Raw genomic sequence first — 20,092 nt, 5'->3', positions numbered from 1 at the left:
TCAGAAGCTGAACTTCAACCCGGATGTCTATGCATGCTGCATACCCGGACTGAAGCTCAGCCAACATCTTATTCTACTCCTGCTTCTGCGCCTTCCAGATTGAGGTTCAGCTTGTCGCCGGTAGCCTCGTCTTCATCGTCGATTTCCTTCATCTCGATCTCTTCTTCATTCTCAGTCAGGATCTTCACGTCCATACCCAAGCTTTGAAGCTCCTTGATCAATACTTTGAACGACTCTGGAACTCCTGGCTCAGGCACGTTCTCTCCCTTGACGATGGATTCGTACGTCTTCACGCGACCGACCACATCATCCGATTTGACGGTAAGAATCTCTTGCAGCGTATAGGCGGCGCCGTACGCCTCCAGTGCCCATACCTCCATCTCGCCGAAGCGCTGACCGCCGAACTGCGCTTTACCGCCCAGCGGTTGCTGAGTAACAAGCGAGTAAGGGCCGGTAGAGCGTGCATGGATCTTGTCGTCAACCATGTGCGCCAGCTTGATCATATACATGACGCCTACTGTAACTTCGCGTTCGAACGCTTCGCCTGTGCGCCCGTCATACAGTCTCGTCTTGCCGTTCCGCTGCATGCCGGATTCTTCCATCGTGTCGAATACGTCGTTCTCACGAGCGCCGTCGAATACCGGCGTAGCCGCATGAATACCGAGATGCTTGCAGGCCATGCCAAGGTGAACTTCAAGCGCCTGACCGATGTTCATCCGTGACGGAACGCCCAGCGGGTTGAGGACAACCTCGACTGGTGTGCCGTCCGGCAGGAACGGCATATCTTCCTCAGGCATAATGCGTGCGATAACACCTTTGTTACCATGGCGTCCCGCCATCTTATCGCCTTCGGAGATTTTACGCTTCTGCGCCAGATAGACGCGAACCAGTTGATTAACGCCCGGCGGCAGCTCGTCGCCGTTCTCGCGCGTGAATACTTTAACATCTACGACGATGCCGTCCGTACCATGCGGCACACGCAGCGAAGTATCGCGGACTTCGCGCGCCTTCTCACCGAAGATCGCATGCAGCAGGCGTTCCTCTGCCGTAAGCTCCGTCACACCCTTCGGCGTAACTTTACCTACCAGAATGTCGCCGGCGCTAATTTCTGCGCCTACGCGGATGATGCCGCGCTCATCCAGGTTGCGGAGAGCTTCTTCACCCACGTTAGGAATATCGCGAGTAATCTCCTCCGGCCCTAGCTTCGTATCGCGCGCCTCGGACTCGTATTCTTCAATATGAATAGATGTGTAGACATCTTCCTTCACCAGCTTCTCGCTGAGCAGGATCGCATCCTCGTAGTTGTAGCCCTCCCACGTCATGAAAGCAACGACGACGTTGCGTCCCAGTGCCAATTCGCCCATCTCTGTGGAAGGACCGTCGGCAAGAATATCCCCGCGTTTGATCACATCGCCTTTGCGGACGAGCGGACGCTGGTTAATGCAAGTTCCTTGGTTGGAACGCATGAACTTGTGAAGCTTATGCTTAATCAGATCACCTGTGACCTGTTTGCCGTCAACCGTCTCTACGCGACGCAGCCAGATTTCATTAGCGGAGGAACGTTCAATGACGCCATCGTACTTGGACACGATACATACGCCGGAATCCTTCGCCGCCTTGTGCTCCATGCCCGTACCAACGAACGGAGCTTTCGGAATAAGCAGCGGAACGGCTTGCCGTTGCATGTTGGAGCCCATGAGCGCACGGTTGGAGTCATCGTTCTCCAGGAACGGAATAAGCGCAGTCGCAACGGATACAACCTGCTTCGGAGAAACGTCCATGTAATCCACTCGATCGCTTGGCATGGTCAGGATGTTGTCCGCTTGCTTGTTGTAACGCACGATCGTATGCTCATCCTTGAACGTGGAATCCTCGTTCAGCTCGGCATTCGCCTGGGCGATAACGTAGTTATCCTCTTCGTCGGCTGTCAGATAAGCGATCTGCTCCGTTACGACACCCGTCTTGGGGTCTACCCAGCGATATGGCGCTTCAATGAAGCCATATTCGTTAATGCGGGCGAATGTAGACAAGGAGTTGATCAGACCGATGTTCGGTCCCTCCGGCGTCTCGATTGGACACATCCGGCCATAGTGGGAATGATGGACGTCCCGCACTTCGAAGCCAGCGCGCTCCCTCGTCAGACCGCCCGGTCCCAGCGCGGACAGACGACGCTTGTGCGTCAGCTCTGCGAGCGGATTCGTCTGATCCATGAACTGGGACAACTGGGACGAACCGAAGAACTCCTTAATGGATGCGATAACGGGACGAATATTGATCAGCGCTTGTGGCGTAATCGCATTGGCGTCCTGAATCGACATCCGCTCACGAACGACGCGCTCCATACGGGACAAACCGATGCGGAATTGATTCTGCAACAGCTCGCCGACGGAACGGAGACGACGGTTGCCCAGATGGTCGATGTCATCCGTGCTGCCCACTCCGTGCAGCAGATTAATGAAATAATTGATGGATGCGATAATATCGGCAGGCGTAATATGCTTTACGCTCTTATCGATAATGCCGTTGGCAATAATCTTGATGATTTTATTTTCGTCAAGAGGCGAGAATACACTTATGCCCTGCAGTGGAATACTATCAGCATCCAGCACGCCGTTAGCTACATGGTAAGTCTTGAAGCCCACGTCGCTTTCCAACTTATCCAGTATCTCGTCAAGCAATCGGCGATCGATCATTTGGCCCGTTTCGGCGATAATTTCGCCCGTTGCGGGATCGATCAAATTCTCGGCTAACCGTTGATTGAACAACCGGTTTTTAATATGAAGCTTTTTGTTTATTTTGTAACGGCCCACATTGGCCAGATCGTAACGCTTCGGATCGAAGAATCGAGCGACAAGCAAGCTCTTCGCATTATCCAAGGTAGGCGGCTCGCCCGGACGCAAGCGCTCGTAAATCTCAATCAGCGCTTTCTCCGTGGAATCCGTGCTGTCCTTGTCCAGCGTATTGCGAATATATTCGTCATGACCGAGCAAATCCAGAATCTCTGCATCCGTGCCAAAGCCCAGTGCGCGCAATAGCACCGTTACAGGAATTTTCCGGGTACGGTCGATGCGGACATAGATGATATCCTTGGCATCCGTCTCCAGCTCGAGCCACGCTCCGCGGTTCGGAATGACAGTTGCCGTATAGGTTTTCTTCGCATTCTTATCAACCTTCGTGCTGAAGTACACACTTGGGGAGCGAACCAATTGGCTGACAATAACGCGCTCAGCTCCGTTTATAATAAACGTGCCGGTCTCCGTCATTAACGGGAAATCGCCCATGAAGACTTCTTGTTCCTTAACTTCGCCTGTCTCCTTGTTGATCAAACGCACCTTTACGCGCAAAGGAGCCGCATACGTCACGTCGCGCTCTTTCGACTCATCGACTGAATACTTAGGCTCACCTAAGCTGTAGTCGATAAATTCAAGTGATAGATTGCCCGTGAAGTCCGTAATCGGAGAAATATCCTGAAACAATTCAATCAAATCGTTATCAAGAAACTTCTGATAAGATTTTTGTTGAATTTCAATCAGGTTAGGGACTTCCAGCACCTCTTTGATCCGGGCGTAGCTTCTCCGCGTCCGCCGACCATACTGAACAAGTTGTCCTGCCAACTTAACCTCACCCCTCATGTCTGTCTCACAGCATCGATACTCACTGCTTATCGTCAAGACAGTGAGAACCGTCTATCAGAAAAATAAATAAAAGCCCTTATCGAATAGGTTCGAAAAAAGAGCATGTTCCGGCAGCTTACCAGTCGCAGCGCGGGCGCGACAGGCCCATATCAAGTAATTTTGCCCAAAATGTAAACATTATACGTCAAATGCTTCAAAAGTATGCATGCCGCGCTGAAAATTCACACTTGACATTTTAGTTGACTAAAGAGATTTCAAGCAATTTTATGCTGACATTTTATAATATTATCATATCCAAAAAGTCAAGTCAAATCTTTTATCTGGATTTTCATCCATTTCATCGCCATTGCTCAACAAAAGGAAAATCGAGCAGTCAGCTGCTATTTTGTCGCCCGAAATATACGGTACCCTTTCTCCTTCGTGACCTCTTCTACATCGCCGAATAATTGTTCCAGCTTCTCCTTCGCGGAAGGGGCGCCTTGCTTCTTCTGAATAACAACCCACATGCTGCCGCCGTCCCGCAGCAATCCGCAGCCTTCCTCGAATATGCGGTGCACCGTCGCTTTGCCTGCGCGTATAGGAGGATTCGTCAAGATGACATCAAATTCCATGCCGCGTACAGCTTCATACACATCACTCTGGCGAACGTCCACATTCTGCATGCCGTTCACAACTGCATTCTCCGTTGCAAGTTGCACCGCTCTTTCATTGATATCAATCATGGTGACACGCCCTTGGTCCGCCAGCGTAGCAGCAGCCAGTCCAATCGGCCCGTAACCACAGCCGACATCCAACACCTCAGAGGTACGTGGAAATTCCATCGCTTCTATTAATACACGGCTGCCGAAGTCGACACCCGTCTTGGAGAAAACGCCGGAATCTGTCACGAACTTGAACATTTTGCCTCTAAGTGTCGTCTGATGCGTTTTTCGCTCGTGCGCGGCATCTTGGCTTTTGGAATAATAATGATTGCTCATCACAGATACCTCCCTCTCTTTAGTATGCAACAAACCCCTTGAAACCTTACGTTTCAAGGGGTTTGTCGGCCCGGCGGCTGCAATAGCCGCCACGCCAGCTTCATACCAAAGCTTTATTACTTCACTTCTACGGAAGCGCCAGCTTCTTCAAGCTTAGCTTTAACAGCGTCAGCCTCTTCTTGGCTAACTTTTTCTTTGATTGCTTTAGGAGCGTTGTCAACAACTTCTTTCGCTTCTTTCAGGCCAAGACCTGTAATTTCGCGAACGACTTTGATAACGTTGATTTTGGAAGCGCCAGGGCTTGTCAGGATTACGTCGAACTCAGTTTGAGCTGCTGCGCCAGCGTCGCCGCCTGCTGCTCCGCCCATAACTGCAACAGGAGCTGCAGCAGTTACGCCGAATTCTTCTTCAATTGCTTTAACAAGATCGTTCAGTTCAAGAACGGACATACCTTTGATAGCTTCCAAGATTTGCTCTTTAGACATGGTATTACCTCCGAAATTAGTTTATTGGTTTGATGTTGCAAAAATTGATCATGCGTTATGCATACAAGATGCGATAAAACTTAAGCTTCAGCTTCTTTCTTCTCTCCAACGGCTTTAACCGCAAGCGCGAAGTTGCGCATAGGAGCTTGAAGCACGCTGAGGAGCATGGAGAGCAAGCCTTCGCGAGAAGGAAGCTCTGCAAGAGCCTTGATTTGTGCAACGTCGACAACTTGACCTTCCAGAACGCCGCCTTTCAGTTTCAGCGCTTCGTTCTTCTTGGCGAAGTCGTTCAGGATTTTCGCTGGAGCGACAACGTCTTCTCCACCGAATGCTACAGCTGTAGGTCCGGACAATACGTCATTCAGAGACGCCATCTCCGTACCTTCAGTTGCGCGGCGAACGAGCGAGTTCTTCAGAACTTGGAATTCGATGCCCGCTTCACGAAGCTGCTTGCGCAGTTCCGTTACTTGAGCAACGTTCAGTCCGCGATAGTCGGCAACGATCGCTGACGGGCTGCTCGCAAGCTTATCCGCAATGACCTTCACTGCTTCCTGTTTCTCTTGGATGATCTTAGCGTTAGCCAAACTGTACACCTCCCGTAAATTGTTACATCCCGTGTCTAAGACGATTCCCGGCCTCGATGCATGAGAAAGGCCTTCGCAGACGAAGCGAAGGCCATGATGTCGTTCCAGTCCGGATCATCATCCGGGCTGATGTTAACGTTTATCATAACACCTCGGTAGGAAATTAAGCCCCTATGGGCACCTACTGTCTACGGTATGCGTATTCGAATGTTAGCTGCGTCTCTTCAGCAATCCTTAGCGATAAGTCGCTGTGGATACGCGGACACCAGGGCCCATCGTGGAAGAAACGGCAATGTTTTTCAGGTATACGCCTTTGGCTGCAGCCGGCTTGGCGCGAACCAGAGCGTCGATCAGAGCTTTCAGGTTTTCGTTCAGCTTCTCAGCGTCGAACGAAGCCTTGCCGATAGGAGCGTGGATTTGACCCGCTTTATCCAGACGGTACTCGATCTTACCTGCTTTAATTTCTTGAACGGCCTTCGCAACGTCGAACGTTACAGTACCCGCTTTCGGATTCGGCATCAAGCCTTTACCGCCGAGGATACGGCCGAGCTTACCAACTTCAGCCATCATGTCCGGCGTCGCTACGCAGACGTCGAATTCGAACCAGCCCTGTTGGATTTTGTTGATCATGTCCGCATCGCCGACATAGTCAGCGCCTGCAGCTTCCGCTTCCTTCACTTTTTCGCCTTTAGCGAAAACGAGAACGCGTTTTGTCTTGCCTGTGCCATGCGGAAGAACGACTACGCCGCGAACCGCTTGGTCTTGTTTACGAGGGTCTACACCCAGACGAACCGCCGCTTCGACGGACTCATCGAACTTTGCTGTAGCGCCTTTTTTCACGAGCTCGATCGCTTCCAAAGGCTCATAGCTTGCTTCGCTGTCAATCAGCTTGGCAGCTTCAACATATTTCTTGCCGTGTTTTGCCATTGATCTTACCTCCTTATGTGGTTAAACGGAGCATCCTCCTGCATGCAGGAGATGATCCTCCCACCAGCGAAGCCGCGCTTCGCTTAGCGAGATGTCATCCGACATCCTTGCGTGTAATCTCGTCCCGTCCGGACGAGAAACGCCGATTAGTCAGCAATCGTAATACCCATGCTGCGGGCAGTACCTTCTACCATACGCATAGCGGCCTCGACGGAAGCTGCGTTAAGGTCTTGCATTTTGCTCTCTGCAATTTCGCGAACTTTGTCACGCTTCACAGTAGCGACTTTCTTCTTGTTAGGCTCACCGGAACCCTTCTCGATTCCCGCTGCTACGCGAAGCAATACAGCCGCTGGCGGCGTCTTGGTCTCGAATGTGAAGGAACGATCCTCGAATACAGTGAGAACAACCGGAATGACCAATCCAGCCTGATCCGCAGTACGCGCGTTAAACTCCTTACAGAACGCCATGATGTTAACGCCTGCTTGACCCAGTGCCGGACCGATTGGAGGCGCCGGATTCGCTTTGCCTGCAGGAACCTGCAGCTTAACTAACTTGATGACCTTCTTTGCCATGACTCACACCTCCTTACCCTGTTATACAAGCGCCGGGTATGCGCCTGCTTCATGAGAAACCGGATTATTATATCTTCTCCACTTGCGTGTAATCCAGCTCAAGCGGGGTTTCTCTGCCGAACATGTTGACGTGGACCTTCAGCTTCGCCTTGTCCAGCAGAATTTCTTCTACCGAACCGACAAAATCTGCGAAAGGACCTACCTTGACGCGAACCGTCTCTTTCAGCTCAAACTCAATCTTCGGCTTAGGCTCTTCCATGCCCATATGCTTCAGAATCTGTTCCACTTCATCAGGCAGCAACGGAGTCGGCTTCGAGCCGGAGCCCGTCGACCCTACGAATCCCGTAACGCCAGGCGTATTGCGCACGACATACCAGGAATCGTCTGTCTGAATCATCTCTACGAGGACATAGCCGGGGTAGACCTTGCGTTGGACGGTTTTCTTCTTGCCGTCCTTCTCCACTACTTCGTCCTCCATCGGAACGAGCACCCGGAAGATCTTGTCTTCCATGCCCATGGATTCCACGCGACGCTCCAGATTCGTTTTCACTTTGTTCTCATACCCGGAATAGGTATGCACGACGTACCATCTTTTTTCCATTACCAATCCACCTTTGGACCCTTCTAAACGATCAGTTCTACCAGAGACGAGATCCCGATGTCAAGAAGCCAGAAGTAAATCGTTACAGCCACAACCGTCAACAATACGACGATGGAATAACTCGTCAACTCCTTGCGATTCGGCCAGCGGACCTTCTTCAGTTCCGCCCAGCTGTCGGCAAAAAAGCTGAACGTCGTACCAAAGCCTTGCTTCAGTTTCGCCAAAAATGCCACGGTCACACCTCCAATTCACTATCTCGTCTCGCGATGAGGAGTCTGCTCGTTACAGAACTTGCAAAACTTCTTCAACTCGATGCGGTCGGGGTGATTGCGTTTGTTCTTTGTGGTCGCATAGTTTCTCTGTTTGCAGTTTGTACATGCCAACGTGATGATAACCCGCACCTTAATACACCTCCCGAACTGCTGCAAAATGCGTTGCGTAAAACTCTAACTTCTATCCATCGACGCCTTTCCCACAACGAAAAAAACCTCGATTTCAGGCCTACCTAAACACTTTATCACACGGGCCCATTCATGTCAACGCAAAACAACCGGTTCGGGCGTGCAATTTTTGGACGCATCCGCATATTCCCGTTCCGCTTCAGGACAATACAAAATCTCCCTCTTCTCGGATTCTATCAGTATAGGCGAATATATCCCTTTTTAAAACCAATGGACCCTCTTCACTGCCTGAAAACCGTCAGACAGAAAAGACAGTCCATTGTCGATTAGACACTTTACGCTATACAAATGAATGTGATCCCTTAGAGGGAACCGCCAATATCCCGCACTTCAAGATAACGTTCCAGCTTGCGCTTCACGCGCTGCAGCGCGTTGTCGATAGACTTCACGTGCCTGTCCAGGTCAACCGCTATCTCCTGATAGGATCTTCCGTCCAGGTAGAGCATAAGCACCTTGCGCTCCAGATCGCTGAGAATCTCGGACATCTTGTCTTCCAGACCGACGAACTCTTCCTGATTTATAATAAGCTCTTCAGGATCAGATACCCTTGTGCCGCATATGACGTCCAGCAGCGTCCGGTCAGACTCTTCGTCGTAGATGGGCTTGTCCAGCGAAACGTAGGAATTGAGGGGAATATGCTTCTGGCGGGTGGCCGTCTTGATTGCGGTAATAATCTGCCTGGTAATGCATAGTTCGGCAAAGGCTTTAAAGCTTGCAAGCTTGTCTCCCTTGAAGTCCCGAATCGCCTTGTACAGCCCGATCATGCCTTCTTGCACGATATCTTCGCGATCCGCTCCGATCAGAAAGTAGGAACGAGCCTTCGCCCTCACGAAGTTCTTATACTTGTTGATCAGGTATTCCAGCGCCATGCTGTCGCCATTACGGACCGCTTCCACAATGTCTTCGTCCAAGCTGCGATCATATTCGAGCGTACTCCATTCTTTGAGGTCGATACTCACACACTATCCCTCCGGCCTGCAAGGCGTACACCGCTAGATTTATAACCTTGAAATATAGAGTCAGTATACATGAAGAAACCTTACAGCGTCAACCGATTGCCCCCTCGAATGTTGTTGATATTCTAGCAATTTTGTAACTTAGTGGTAGAGCTGCGAACCGCTCAAGACTTCGGTGGTTTATTGCCGCGCCTCATCATCTCGAGCTTCGTCCACACATCCAGACTGACATTCTCATCCAGCGTATTCCGTTTGCCCTGCCTGTTGTCGCGAATAGCCTGCTGAATGCCGTGCTTGTTCTGGGCGATCTCGGTCAGAAGCTCGCGCGCGGACAAGCGGAGCGCTCCCTGACCGAATACGACATGCTGCTCGATCATATCAGAGGTCGCGACGTAGATATGCCTCCTTCTGGCATACAATTCCGTACAGAGCCGCTCGATACATTCGTCCGCCGTCTCCTTCTCCTTCGTGTACAGAATTGTCAGCTTATGCTGCTTGTACGTCGCCCCCAGCCCCGGCACCTGATGCGCGTCGAATATGACGTACACGCTCCTGCCCGTGAAGCCCTGGTATTCCGCGAGCATATCGAGCAGCTTGTCCCGCGCCGCTTCCAGATCGTTCTCCTTCAGCTTCGCCAGCTCCGGCCAGCCGCCGATCATATTGTAGCCGTCTACAAGCAAGACGTCGTTCTTGCGGTTCATCGCTAGAGAGGCCTGCGCTGCCGTACAACCTCGTACATCAGCACGCCGGCGGCAACAGAAGCATTCAAGGAGTTCAGGCGTCCGCGCATCGGAAGCTTCACGAGGAAGTCGCACTTGTCCTTAATGAGACGCCCCATCCCTTTATTCTCATTCCCGATCACGACCGCGAGCGGCATATCCAGCTTCATATCGTACACTTCATCGGACGCCGCCACGTCCGTTCCGGCAATCCATAGTCCCGCATCCTTCAGTCCGTCGATCGTCTGCGCCAGATTCGTCACTCTCGCCACAGCCACATGTTCCGCCGCACCCGCCGATGTCTTCAGCACCGTCGCCGTCAAGCCCGCCGAACGCCGCTTCGGAATAATGACTCCGTGCACCCCCGTGCACTCCGCCGTCCTCAGAATGGAGCCCAGGTTATGCGGGTCTTCGATTTCATCCAGCAGCAGCAGGAACGGAGTCTCGCCGCGCTGCTTTGCGACTTCCAGCAGTTCCTCCACTTCGGCGTACGCGAAGGCCGCAGCTTGCGCCACAACTCCTTGATGCACCAAGCCGGGCGCCATGCCGTCCAGTTTGCGCTTGTCCACGAACTGAATGACGATTCCCTGCTTTTTTGCTTCCGCCGCGATAGGACCCGCTGCATTTTTCTGCGCCCCATCCGCCATCCATATTTTATTGATTTCCCTGCCGGAGCGCAGCGCCTCCAAGACCGGGTGCTTCCCTACAATCAATTCATCGCTTCCATTCTCGCCGCCAGTGCCTCGAGACATCATACATCCTCCTCTATATTGTTCATCCTGACAATTGTGCCGGTTATCACCGCAGCCCTGCCCATCGGCTACTCCGCAACCTCATTGCCTACCGCGGCGTCCATGAATACCGCCAGGCGGTCGAATCGCCCCTCATAGTACAAATAACCGACCAGACACTCAAGCGCCGTCGCTTGCCGGTAATCCGCCGGATCAGCGTTCTTCGGCGGAGCGCCCGACTTCGCATTGCGCCCTCTGCGCACGATATCCGCCTCTTCCTCCGTCAGCAAAGGCTGCACCCGCTCCAGCAATAGCCTCTGCGCCTTCGCCGATACCAGCTTGGTTGCCTCTTGATGCAGATGATGCGACTTATGGTTGGGAAGGGAGAGCAGATATTGGCGGACCAGCAGCTCGAACACCGCATCTCCCATATATGCGAGAGCGACCGGATTCATTAATCCCGTCTTCTTCGGCAACGCATGAAGTGCCAGGGGATTCATCGCATTTACCATCATTTGCGCCGCCAGCGGATGCCTTGCGGCGTATCCTCAAGCACAATATTGCGCTCTGCCAGCAGATCCCGTATTTCATCGGCCCTCGCCCAGTTTTTCGCCATGCGCGCTTCCGTCCGCTCCTCAATAAGACGATCGATCTCCTCGTCCAGCAGCTCATCGCCTTCCTGCGCGTACAGCAGCCCCAATACGTCATCCATGCATCTCAGCGCATCCTGCAGCAAGCTCAGCCCTCTCGCATCCACGCTCTTCCCTTGCATATATTGATTCCCTGCCATCACTAATTCGAACAGGGCAGTAATCGCATCCGGCGTATTGAAATCATCGTTCATCTTCGCCTGGAACAACCGCTCGATTCCAGCAACTTTCTCCTGCAGCTCCTCATGCTGCCCATCTTCAAGCGCCTCTGCAAGGTCAGCGGCCGCCAGCCTGTGCTTCAGATTGCCGGCGAAATTATTGATCCTCTCCACGCTGTTCTCCGCTTGCGCGATCGCATCGTCGCTGAAATTAAGCGGACCGCGGTAATGCGCCGCCAGCATGAAGTAGCGAATCGCTTCCGGCTTCACGCGCTTCACCAACTCGTGCACGGTGATGCCATTGCCAAGCGACTTCGACATCTTCTCATTGTCAATATTAATGTAGCCGTTATGCATCCAGTAATTCGCCAGCGGCTTGCCCGTCAGCGACTCCGACTGGGCCACCTCGCACTCGTGATGGGGGAACTGCAGGTCGGTTCCGCCGCCGTGAATATCTATCGTATCACCCAAATATTTGCGCGCCATCGCCGAGCATTCGATATGCCAGCCCGGTCGCCCTGGCCCCCAAGGGCTGTCCCAGCTGATCTCGCCGGGCTTCGCACCCTTCCATAATACGAAATCGCCGGCACTCTCCTTGCGATCGTCGACCTCGACGCGGATGCCGAATTGCAGCTCCTCAATGTTCTGATGCGACAGCTTCCCGTAATCCTTGAAGGACGACGTGCGGAAGTACACATCCCCTTCGCTGGCATAGGCATGCCCGCCTGCGACCAGTCCGCTAATAAAGTCGATAATCTCCGGCAGATGTTCCGTTACTCGGGGATTCAGACTCGCCTCCCGAACGCCCAGCGCCGCCGTATCGCTATGGAAAGCGTCGATGAAGCGCGCAGAGACGTCCGGCACGGTGCTGCCTATCTCCGCAGCCCGCCGAATCAGCTTGTCGTCTACATCGGTAAAGTTCACTACATACTGGACCTCGTATCCCGCATATTCCATATACCGGCGCACCACATCGAAGAAAATCGCCGGACGGGCGTTGCCTATGTGAATGTAATCGTACACGGTCGGTCCGCATACGTAGATGCTCGCCTTCCCCGGCTGCTGCGGCCGGAACTCCTCCTTGGATCGCGACATGGAATTGTATATTTTAATGCTCATAACGCTACTCCCCTTTATAGCTTGTTTGTTGGAGCTCCCGCATATCCGCGAGCTCCTTCTTCAGTCCTTCAATCTCTTTGCCCATCGCCCGGAACATCTCGATAATCGGGTCAGGCAAGTTCGTATGGTCCAGACGATCACCGACGCGCTCGCCATTGCGCCGAACGACACGTCCGGGATTGCCCACCACGGTGCAGTTGTCCGGCACTTCCCGAAGCACGACGGCGTTGGAACCGATATTGGAATTACCCCCGACACTGAAGGAACCCAATACCTTCGAACCGGAGCCGATGACGACATTATTGCCAATCGTGGGATGCCGCTTCCCCTTCTCCTTGCCCGTCCCGCCCAGCGTGACGCCCTGATAGATAACGACATCGTCTCCAATCTCGCATGTCTCCCCAATCACTACGCCCATGCCATGATCAATGAATAGCCGCTTCCCGATCGTCGCACCGGGATGTATCTCGATTCCCGTCATGAACCGGCTTGCCTGGGATATAATACGTGCCGTCGTGAACCACCCTCCGCGGTACAGCCGGTGTGCGATGCGGTGCGCCCAGATCGCGTGAAGTCCCGAATAGGTGAATACGACCTCGAATCTGCTGCGAGCAGCGGGGTCGTTCTCGAATACCGTCTGAATATCTGAACGAAACTGACTGAACATAGGAATCCCCCCTCCAGCGTATGCGTCATCCGCCATGCCTGCTCATATCGTTCGAGATCTGCCGCAGCCGCATAACTGTGATAAAAAAGAAAAAACCTCCGCAGCATGATGACATGCTGCAGAGGCGTGCTTGACGCGGTTCCACTCTGCTTGCTCATTGCGGCAGCAACATGGAACCGTTGCGCCACTCGAGCATCTACTGTTCCCTTAACGCGGGAAATACGTTGCCGCCTACCCCGTTGCACCGGAAGCTTCGCCATCCCTGATCATGCAAGGATGGTGCCAGCTTCGGCGCCAACGGATCGGAGCAAAGCTCCCAGGTGCATGTTCCGCCATCGTGGATGATACAACTTTCAGCCCCATTCCGCCGCTGCGTCGCTTGTATACAGCAAGCCGCGAAATATCGGTTGTTCTCTCTGTGCATCCTGTAGCCTGGCGTACTTCTCCTGTTCTCAGCCGATCTATTCTAATGAAATCTAGTATACTCAATCCGACATGGAGTGACAAGAGACAACCGCAACAAATACGTTATGCCAGCCGCTCCCGCAGACGCGCCGCAACCTTCTCCTTGCCCAGCAGCACGATGGACTGATTGAGATCCGGTCCATGCGTCTGACCGGTTAACGCCGCACGGATCGGCATGAACAACGCCTTGCCCTTGCAGCCCGTCTCCTTCTGCACTTCCTTGATCATCGCCTTGATGCCCTCCACATCGAACGAAGCTCCGTCCGCCTCAATTCGTTCCAGGAAGGCACTTAGGACAGCGGGAACCGTCTCTTCCGCCAGCACCTCCGCCGCTTCCGCCTCGTCCACGACGGAATCGCGGAAGAACAACTCCGTTACCGGTACGATATCCGAAGCGCAACGAAGCTTGTCCTGATGCAGCGCCACGAGTGCGGTAATCCATTCTCTTCCCGCCTCGTCCAACACGTCGGCAATGCGTCCCGCTTCCTGCAGATGCGGCAAGCAGAGATCCACTACACGGGCTACGTCCGCATTCTTCAGGTACTCGTTGTTCATCCAGCTCAGCTTGTTCGTATCGAATACGGCAGGGCTCTTGCTCAGGCGATTGGCAGCGAACACCTGAATCAGCTCATCGCGGGTGAACATCTCCTGCTCGCCTTCCGGAGACCAGCCAAGCAGGGCGATGAAATTGAACATGGCTTCCGGCAGATAGCCCAGACGATCATATTGCTCGATAAATTGAATGATGGATTCGTCGCGCTTGCTCAGCTTCTTCTTCTGCTCATTGACAATAAGCGTCATATGGGCGAATATTGGCGGATCCCAGCCGAACGCTTCATAGATCATCAATTGCCGCGGCGTATTGGAGATATGGTCCTCGCCGCGAAGCACGTGGCTGATGCGCATCAGATGATCGTCCAGCACCACGGCGAAGTTGTAAGTCGGGATACCGTCCTTCTTCACAATTACGAAATCGCCCGTCTCCGCCGTATCGAACGTAATCGGCCCTTTCACCATATCGTCGAATGTGTACGTACGTCCTTCCGGCACCCGGAAGCGAATGCTCGCCACTCGTCCTTCCGCTTCGAAAGCCTGCTGCTGCTCCGTCGTCAATTCGCGGTGCTTGCCGGAATAACGCGGCGTCTCGCCTCGCGCCATCTGCTCCTCCCGCTCCGCTTCCAGCTCTTCTTCCGTGCAGTAGCAGCGGTAAGCCAAGCCGCGGTCCAGCAGATCCTGCCAGTATTCACGGTAAATATCCAGCCGCTCCGACTGACGGTACGGTCCGTAGCCGCCGCCGATATCCGTGCTTTCGTCCCAGTCGATGCCCAGCCACTTCAAATATTTAAGCTGGTTCTCTTCTCCGCCCTCCACATTGCGCTTCATATCCGTATCCTCGACGCGAATAATGAATTTACCGCCTTGATTTCTGGCGAATAAATAATTGAATAAGGCCGTTCTGGCATTGCCAATATGAAGATGCCCCGTCGGTGACGGTGCGTATCTTACCCGTACTTCTGCTGTCATCCTTCATTTCCTCCTCTATGTATGAGACATACGCATTGCGCGGCGATGCCCTCGCCCCTGCCTGCGAAGCCGAGCTTCTCCGTAGTCGTCGCTTTCACGTTCACTTGCGATACCTCCGCTCCGAGCGCTCCCGCAATAATCTCCGCCATCTGCGGGATGTAAGGAAGCATCTTCGGCTTCTGGGCGATAATGGTCGCATCCAGATTGCCCAGCGCATACCCCCGCTCCCCAGCCATTGCCCATACGGCCTTCAACAGCTTCAGGCTATCCGCATCCTTATAGGCCTCGTCGGTATCCGGGAAGTGCTTGCCGATATCGCCCAGTCCGAGCGCTCCCAGTATCGCATCGGTTACGGCATGAAGGAGCACATCGGCATCAGAATGGCCGAGCAGCCCTTTCTCATAAGGAATTGTTACGCCGCCGATTATGCATGGACGACCTTCAACCAGTTGATGCACATCGAATCCTTGGCCGACTCGAATCATGTTACTCTTCTCCCCTCTTCGACCGGCGCTGCTGCAATAGAAACTCCGCTAGCGGCAGATCATCCGGCGTTGTAATCTTTATATTGGTATACTCGCCCTTGGCTACAATGACGCGCGCACCTGCCCGCTCCATCACCATCGCATCATCGGTGCCGAGATAGCCTTCCGCTTCCGCCTGCTCATGGGCGGCTACAAGCTCTGCACGACGAAAAGCTTGCGGCGTCTGAATCGCCCACAAGCTTCTGCGGTCCGGCGTGGACACAATCGTCCCCGCTCCATCCACCTGCTTGATCGTATCCTTGACCGGCACGGCAAGCACAGCTGCGCCGCTGCTCTGCGCCGACCGGCAGCAGCCCTCCACCGCCGCTTCCGAGACGAACGGACGCACACCGTCATGCACCATGACCCAGTCTGACGCGATGGCGCGCAAGCCGAGCAGAACGGAGTGCTGCCTTTCGCCGCCGCCCGGCACAATCGCATTTACTTTGCTCATGCCGTACGTGCCGACCCACTCCGAGCACCGGCCAACATCATCCTGACCTACGACCAGCACGATTTCGTCGACGATAGCCAGTCGCTGGAACAATTCCAGCGTGTGGACGAGCACTGGCCGGTCTCCTAGCTGCAGATACTGTTTGCTTTCCTTCGTCCCCATGCGCGTGCCGCGGCCGGCAGCCACTATAACGACACCCCATTTTTCTCCCATGCTTCCAACCTGCCTTAAGCGCCCTTAGCGATTATGTACATAAGTACTATCATACCTTGTTACAGCGCTTTTTCCAACAGCTTTGGCTTGGCGAATATCATTCTGCCCGCGGAAGTCTGCAGCACGCTCGTAACGAGCACCTCCATCGTCGTCCCGATGTAATCCCGGCCGCCCTCTACGACAATCATCGTACCGTCGTCCAGATAAGCCACGCCTTGGCCATGCTCCTTGCCGTCCTTGATCACTTGAACAATGATTTCTTCGCCCGGCAGTACGACCGGCTTCACGGCGTTGGCCAGATCATTGATATTCAATACGGATACGCCCTGCAGCTCGCATACTTTGTTCAGATTGAAGTCGTTGGTGACGACCTTGCCTCCAAGCGCCTTGGCCAACTTCACCAGCTTGCTGTCGACCTCGCTGATCTCCTCGAAGTCTCCTTCATAGATCAGTACCTTCACATCCAGCTCCTTCTGAATTTTGTTCAGAATATCGAGCCCCCTTCTGCCGCGATTCCGCTTCAGCAGATCCGATGAGTCCGCAATATGCTGCAGTTCCTCCAGGACGAACTCCGGGATGACGAGCGTGCCTTCAATAAAACCCGTTTTGCAAATATCTGCGATCCGCCCGTCAATAATGACACTGGTGTCCAATATTTTATGCTCTTCGTAGCCTTTTGCCTCTTCCGTCACCGGTACGATGCGCTGTCTTTCCAGCAAGGCGGCTACACCCGCGGTCAGCTCTTCCTGCTTGCTAAGTCCGATGCGCAGCCCGACATAACCCATGCAGAGCAACATTACCGCCGGCAGCACGCTTCCGATGCCTTCCAGACGCGCCACAGCGGGATACAGCAATACGGCGAGCAATAGCCCGGCAAGCAGGCCCGCAGCTCCCGACAGAAGCTGACCCAGCGGCATGGCTGCGGTTCGCTCCACACCTTTATTCATATATCGGATTAATGGACCGGCTGCCAGTGAAGCGGCAATCATCCCCAAGAGGGCGCCAACCGCCACATTCATGTAATAAGTGCCCGATTGCTGCAGCATCCCGATAGAAGAGCTGGTCCACAAGCTGGAGCCGTTCACCCAACTATGAGCTTGCGCACCTGCCATTGCTCCGACGAAAAAACCGATAAGCTGAATAATTCGTTTAACCATTTAGGTTCACCTCCATTACAATTATGTTCCAATTCATGGATCATTAACCGTAGGCGGCTCGAAAAAACAAAGTCGCTATTTTTCTTCAGTCGTAACAATCTGCTTTTGTCATTGTGAAGCAGTAGCATTATAATAAGAGAGAGATTACTTCACTAGAGGCGGGTGAATAAGGTGGGATCTAAAAATGCTCCAACATTGGAACAATTTCAACAGCAAGTATCTGAGCTGCTGCTCCGGCATCGCAGCGTATTGGATGTCATGTCAAAGCTGGGTCAATCCAGCGCAGCTGTCAATCGCGCCGTTACGAAAGCTGTAACCGATTGCGGATGTGTTGAGCTGCATGCTCGCAAGCAGCAGTATTCCGACGAACATAATCTGGAGGATGCCAAGGAAACGTTGAAAAGCCATGTCTCCGGCGACTTGTGCGAGCACTGTCACGAAATCGTACGCAATGAGCTTGGACGCAATTTGTTCTACATGACCGCATTATGCAACCAGCTAAATATTCAACTGGATGAAGTCGTATCTGACGAATACAACAAGTGCTCCACGTTAGGGCTGTTCAACATGACATAAGCAAGTGTAAAAATCTTTGCATTTTTTGAATTGAACAAGGAAGAAAGCTTCGTGCCTTACGGCGCGAAGCTTTCTTCCTTGTCAGTTCGTATGCGGATACAAATACAGCAGCCGAGGAGCCGCTTCAAGGAACTGCAGCAAGAGATCGCTGTCGAATTGCGTACCGGCATTCCTTTCCAGTTCATGCCAGATATCGGACAGCGACTTTCGGGTCTGGTAGGCGCGACCGTAAGCCATCGCGTCGAAAGCGTCGATAATGCTGCACGCTCTGGCTAGCAGCGGAATGTTATCGCCCGCAAGTCCATAGGGATAACCTAAGCCGTCATAGCGCTCATGATGATAGCGGACAATATTCATCACTTCGCTATCCGATTGAAATTCATGAGACAGCAGGCCTTCGCCATACAGTGTATGCTTCTTCATCTCTCCCCATTCCCAACTGTTCAGCTTACCGCATTTCATTAAAATCTGCTCAGGAATAAGGAGCTTCCCGACATCATGAAGAAAGCACCCTCTTGTAAACTGCCGCCTGCCGGCCTCCGTCAGCTTCAGCTGATCGGCAAATTTCTCCGCAAGCAGGGCCACTCTCACGCTGTGCTGATACGTAACGGGATCTCTGAGCATTAAACTGTTCATCAAATTTACGGTATCCATGGACGACACGGTTCGGAATAGCTCATTGTATGCGTGCGTACTTATCATCTTGTTTTGCCTCTCCCTGCTGCTCCAAAGACTGAATATTTGATTTTATCGCAGTTTTTTAGTAACTATGAACTAACGGATAGTTCCAAACTCACAAAAGAGGTGTCGCATAATTATAGTTATACGACAACAAGGGGGGCATACGAGTGCGAGTCAAGCTTCAGAAAATGGAACCGTCGCTGCCGGTAGAACGACGAGAGTCACCAGGCTTCTCGGATGATCAAATAATACAAATGTTCCTATCCAGCAAAAGCGGTTCATCCCATACTTATAAAAGCTATATGAGAGCGATTACACGATTCAGGGAGTTCATCGCTTATCGAATGTTCAATGCAGTCACCTGGAGGGAAATTGAGGCTTACAAATATATGCTCATGAATACGAAGAGCCCATTAACAGGAAAGCCGCTGGCGCCCGCAAGCATCGCCTCCAGAATCGCGCCGTTGAAGTCGTTGTATAAATGGGGAAACGATCCCAATATCGGTCTATTCCAAAACAATCCGACAACGAATATTAAAATGCCGATTATCCCGCTTAACAGCAAAAAACACTTTCTTACGAAGAGCGAAGTGGGCAAGCTGCTGCAGTATTTGCGCCAGAACAGTCCGCGCGATTACTTGATCTGCCTCACACTTCTCTTGTTGGGGCTTCGCGTATCGGAGTTGTGCGGCATACGTTGGAGCGACTTTTACACAGATCCGCTGGAATCATCGATTTGGCTTACAGTAGAGAGGGGCAAAGGGGGAAAATCAAGGGATATTAAAGTACCGGCGACGCTATGGCAGATGTATCATACATTAGGCTTATACAAGCCAAATCTTCAGCAGCCAAGCGACCGCGTCTTTCCGCTGTCTCCTCGTCAGTTGGAACGCATCATTCAATCCTCCTGTGTAAACAGCGGCTTAAACAAGCAAGTGACTCCCCACTGGCTCAGACATACGAATGCAACGCTTGCGTTGTTGAACGGCGCATCATTGCAACAAGTGCAAGAAACGCTTGGTCATGCACATATCAATACGACTCAGCGATATTTGCATACTGTGGAGCAATTAACAAAATCAGCCTCCGATTATGTCAGCGACATGATTAACGAGTATCTGCCTTAATACTTCAGGAGCTGGCCGGATATTTGTAAATTTGGGAAAATAGTTATATAATATTGTGTAATATTACTCATTTTCTGACGCAGCATGTCGTATAACTATAATTATGCGACACCACTAGCTATATTATTA

22 protein-coding genes and 1 other annotated feature are annotated in these 20,092 nt (G+C 52.6%); of the genes, 2 read left to right on the top strand and 20 right to left on the bottom strand.

Going from position 1 to position 20,092, the window contains the following annotated elements; all coding sequences use genetic code 11:
- Window positions 1–68 precede the first annotated feature (68 nt).
- The 19 genes from rpoB to M6D81_RS23180 form a co-directional block, all read right to left on the bottom strand.
- A complete protein-coding gene (gene rpoB, locus M6D81_RS23270; protein WP_262679516.1) occupies window positions 69–3,614 on the bottom strand; it encodes a DNA-directed RNA polymerase subunit beta in 3,546 nt (1,181 codons plus the stop codon).
- 401 nt (window positions 3,615–4,015) lie between these two features.
- Complete coding sequence (locus tag M6D81_RS23265; RefSeq protein WP_262679515.1) at window positions 4,016–4,612, bottom strand: class I SAM-dependent methyltransferase; 597 nt, start codon at window positions 4,610–4,612, stop codon at window positions 4,016–4,018.
- A gap of 116 nt (window positions 4,613–4,728) precedes the next feature.
- Window positions 4,729–5,097, bottom strand: coding sequence for a 50S ribosomal protein L7/L12 (gene rplL, locus M6D81_RS23260; RefSeq protein WP_262679514.1), 369 nt, complete (start codon window positions 5,095–5,097; stop codon window positions 4,729–4,731).
- A gap of 80 nt (window positions 5,098–5,177) precedes the next feature.
- On the bottom strand, window positions 5,178–5,681 hold the full coding sequence (rplJ, locus tag M6D81_RS23255) for a 50S ribosomal protein L10 (RefSeq protein WP_262679513.1): 504 nt from the start codon (window positions 5,679–5,681) through the stop codon (window positions 5,178–5,180).
- A 53-nt stretch (window positions 5,682–5,734) separates the two neighbouring features.
- Window positions 5,735–5,893, bottom strand: a sequence feature (ribosomal protein L10 leader region).
- A gap of 22 nt (window positions 5,894–5,915) precedes the next feature.
- A complete protein-coding gene (gene rplA, locus M6D81_RS23250) occupies window positions 5,916–6,608 on the bottom strand; it encodes a 50S ribosomal protein L1 (protein WP_262679512.1) in 693 nt (230 codons plus the stop codon).
- A gap of 146 nt (window positions 6,609–6,754) precedes the next feature.
- Window positions 6,755–7,180 (bottom strand): 50S ribosomal protein L11, encoded by a 426-nt coding sequence (gene rplK, locus M6D81_RS23245; protein ID WP_262679511.1) that lies wholly within the window; start codon window positions 7,178–7,180, stop codon window positions 6,755–6,757.
- Window positions 7,181–7,247: 67 nt separating this feature from the next.
- Window positions 7,248–7,781, bottom strand: a complete 534-nt coding sequence (nusG, locus tag M6D81_RS23240; protein ID WP_262679510.1) for a transcription termination/antitermination protein NusG — start codon at window positions 7,779–7,781, stop codon at window positions 7,248–7,250.
- A 23-nt stretch (window positions 7,782–7,804) separates the two neighbouring features.
- A complete protein-coding gene (secE, locus tag M6D81_RS23235) occupies window positions 7,805–8,014 on the bottom strand; it encodes a preprotein translocase subunit SecE (RefSeq protein ID WP_262679508.1) in 210 nt (69 codons plus the stop codon).
- A gap of 18 nt (window positions 8,015–8,032) precedes the next feature.
- Window positions 8,033–8,182: a 50S ribosomal protein L33 gene (gene rpmG, locus M6D81_RS23230; protein WP_082967189.1), complete on the bottom strand. Its 150-nt coding sequence runs from the start codon at window positions 8,180–8,182 to the stop codon at window positions 8,033–8,035.
- Between the two features lie 362 nt (window positions 8,183–8,544).
- On the bottom strand, window positions 8,545–9,201 hold the full coding sequence (gene sigH, locus M6D81_RS23225; RefSeq protein ID WP_262679507.1) for an RNA polymerase sporulation sigma factor SigH: 657 nt from the start codon (window positions 9,199–9,201) through the stop codon (window positions 8,545–8,547).
- 161 nt (window positions 9,202–9,362) lie between these two features.
- A complete protein-coding gene (locus M6D81_RS23220) occupies window positions 9,363–9,899 on the bottom strand; it encodes an NYN domain-containing protein (RefSeq protein ID WP_262679506.1) in 537 nt (178 codons plus the stop codon).
- 2 nt (window positions 9,900–9,901) lie between these two features.
- Window positions 9,902–10,672: a 23S rRNA (guanosine(2251)-2'-O)-methyltransferase RlmB gene (gene rlmB, locus M6D81_RS23215; RefSeq protein WP_262679505.1), complete on the bottom strand. Its 771-nt coding sequence runs from the start codon at window positions 10,670–10,672 to the stop codon at window positions 9,902–9,904.
- Between the two features lie 65 nt (window positions 10,673–10,737).
- The gene (locus M6D81_RS23210) at window positions 10,738–11,163 is read right to left on the bottom strand and encodes a Mini-ribonuclease 3 (RefSeq protein ID WP_262679503.1); all 426 of its coding nucleotides are present in this window, start codon (window positions 11,161–11,163) and stop codon (window positions 10,738–10,740) included.
- The gene (gene cysS / locus M6D81_RS23205) at window positions 11,160–12,575 is read right to left on the bottom strand and encodes a cysteine--tRNA ligase (protein ID WP_262679502.1); all 1,416 of its coding nucleotides are present in this window, start codon (window positions 12,573–12,575) and stop codon (window positions 11,160–11,162) included. Before cysS ends, M6D81_RS23210 begins: the two co-directional genes overlap by 4 nt.
- Window positions 12,576–12,579: 4 nt before the next feature.
- Window positions 12,580–13,242 carry a serine O-acetyltransferase gene (cysE, locus tag M6D81_RS23200; RefSeq protein WP_262679501.1) on the bottom strand — a complete coding sequence of 221 codons (663 nt, stop codon included), beginning with the start codon at window positions 13,240–13,242 and terminating at the stop codon, window positions 12,580–12,582.
- A 528-nt stretch (window positions 13,243–13,770) separates the two neighbouring features.
- A complete protein-coding gene (gltX, locus tag M6D81_RS23195) occupies window positions 13,771–15,231 on the bottom strand; it encodes a glutamate--tRNA ligase (RefSeq protein WP_262679500.1) in 1,461 nt (486 codons plus the stop codon).
- Window positions 15,228–15,716, bottom strand: a complete 489-nt coding sequence (ispF, locus tag M6D81_RS23190) for a 2-C-methyl-D-erythritol 2,4-cyclodiphosphate synthase (protein ID WP_262679499.1) — start codon at window positions 15,714–15,716, stop codon at window positions 15,228–15,230. Before ispF ends, gltX begins: the two co-directional genes overlap by 4 nt.
- A 1-nt stretch (window position 15,717) precedes the next feature.
- Window positions 15,718–16,422, bottom strand: coding sequence for a 2-C-methyl-D-erythritol 4-phosphate cytidylyltransferase (gene ispD, locus M6D81_RS23185; RefSeq protein ID WP_262679498.1), 705 nt, complete (start codon window positions 16,420–16,422; stop codon window positions 15,718–15,720).
- 59 nt (window positions 16,423–16,481) lie between these two features.
- Window positions 16,482–17,579: a PIN/TRAM domain-containing protein gene (locus M6D81_RS23180; RefSeq protein ID WP_262679496.1), complete on the bottom strand. Its 1,098-nt coding sequence runs from the start codon at window positions 17,577–17,579 to the stop codon at window positions 16,482–16,484.
- A gap of 171 nt (window positions 17,580–17,750) precedes the next feature.
- Between M6D81_RS23180 and M6D81_RS23175 the strand changes: the two genes are divergently transcribed.
- Complete coding sequence (locus M6D81_RS23175) at window positions 17,751–18,155, top strand: nucleoside triphosphate pyrophosphohydrolase family protein (RefSeq protein WP_262679495.1); 405 nt, start codon at window positions 17,751–17,753, stop codon at window positions 18,153–18,155.
- 81 nt (window positions 18,156–18,236) lie between these two features.
- Here the strand turns inward: M6D81_RS23175 and M6D81_RS23170 are convergent, their stop codons facing one another.
- Window positions 18,237–18,857 (bottom strand): HD-GYP domain-containing protein, encoded by a 621-nt coding sequence (locus M6D81_RS23170; RefSeq protein ID WP_262679494.1) that lies wholly within the window; start codon window positions 18,855–18,857, stop codon window positions 18,237–18,239.
- A 146-nt stretch (window positions 18,858–19,003) separates the two neighbouring features.
- Between M6D81_RS23170 and M6D81_RS23165 the strand changes: the two genes are divergently transcribed.
- The gene (locus M6D81_RS23165) at window positions 19,004–19,963 is read left to right on the top strand and encodes a tyrosine-type recombinase/integrase (protein WP_262679492.1); all 960 of its coding nucleotides are present in this window, start codon (window positions 19,004–19,006) and stop codon (window positions 19,961–19,963) included.
- Window positions 19,964–20,092: the final 129 nt, after the last annotated feature.

It is taken from the genome of Paenibacillus sp. J5C2022 (assembly GCF_025567625.1).
Lineage (GTDB): Bacteria > Bacillota > Bacilli > Paenibacillales > Paenibacillaceae > Pristimantibacillus.
The sequence above is the reverse complement of the archived record's forward strand: the minus strand, read 5'-3'. Positions and strand labels throughout refer to the sequence as shown.

Excerpts from the sequence above, each read along its gene's own strand:
- cysE (WP_262679501.1), bottom strand. The coding sequence starts at position 13,242 with ATGTTCAGTCAGTTTCGTTCAGATATTCAGACGGTATTCGAGAACGAC.
- M6D81_RS23220 (WP_262679506.1), bottom strand. The coding sequence starts at position 9,899 with ATGAACCGCAAGAACGACGTCTTGCTTGTAGACGGCTACAATATGATC.
- cysS (WP_262679502.1), bottom strand. The coding sequence starts at position 12,575 with ATGAGCATTAAAATATACAATTCCATGTCGCGATCCAAGGAGGAGTTC.
- rlmB (WP_262679505.1), bottom strand. The coding sequence starts at position 10,672 with ATGATGTCTCGAGGCACTGGCGGCGAGAATGGAAGCGATGAATTGATT.
- nusG (WP_262679510.1), bottom strand. The coding sequence starts at position 7,781 with ATGGAAAAAAGATGGTACGTCGTGCATACCTATTCCGGGTATGAGAAC.
- ispF (WP_262679499.1), bottom strand. The coding sequence starts at position 15,716 with ATGATTCGAGTCGGCCAAGGATTCGATGTGCATCAACTGGTTGAAGGT.
- ispD (WP_262679498.1), bottom strand. The coding sequence starts at position 16,422 with ATGGGAGAAAAATGGGGTGTCGTTATAGTGGCTGCCGGCCGCGGCACG.
- M6D81_RS23265 (WP_262679515.1), bottom strand. The coding sequence starts at position 4,612 with ATGAGCAATCATTATTATTCCAAAAGCCAAGATGCCGCGCACGAGCGA.
- rplA (WP_262679512.1), bottom strand. The coding sequence starts at position 6,608 with ATGGCAAAACACGGCAAGAAATATGTTGAAGCTGCCAAGCTGATTGAC.
- rplL (WP_262679514.1), bottom strand. The coding sequence starts at position 5,097 with ATGTCTAAAGAGCAAATCTTGGAAGCTATCAAAGGTATGTCCGTTCTT.
- gltX (WP_262679500.1), bottom strand. The coding sequence starts at position 15,231 with ATGACAGCAGAAGTACGGGTAAGATACGCACCGTCACCGACGGGGCAT.
- M6D81_RS23210 (WP_262679503.1), bottom strand. The coding sequence starts at position 11,163 with ATGATGGTAAATGCGATGAATCCCCTGGCACTTCATGCGTTGCCGAAG.
- rplK (WP_262679511.1), bottom strand. The coding sequence starts at position 7,180 with ATGGCAAAGAAGGTCATCAAGTTAGTTAAGCTGCAGGTTCCTGCAGGC.
- M6D81_RS23170 (WP_262679494.1), bottom strand. The coding sequence starts at position 18,857 with ATGATAAGTACGCACGCATACAATGAGCTATTCCGAACCGTGTCGTCC.
- M6D81_RS23180 (WP_262679496.1), bottom strand. The coding sequence starts at position 17,579 with ATGGTTAAACGAATTATTCAGCTTATCGGTTTTTTCGTCGGAGCAATG.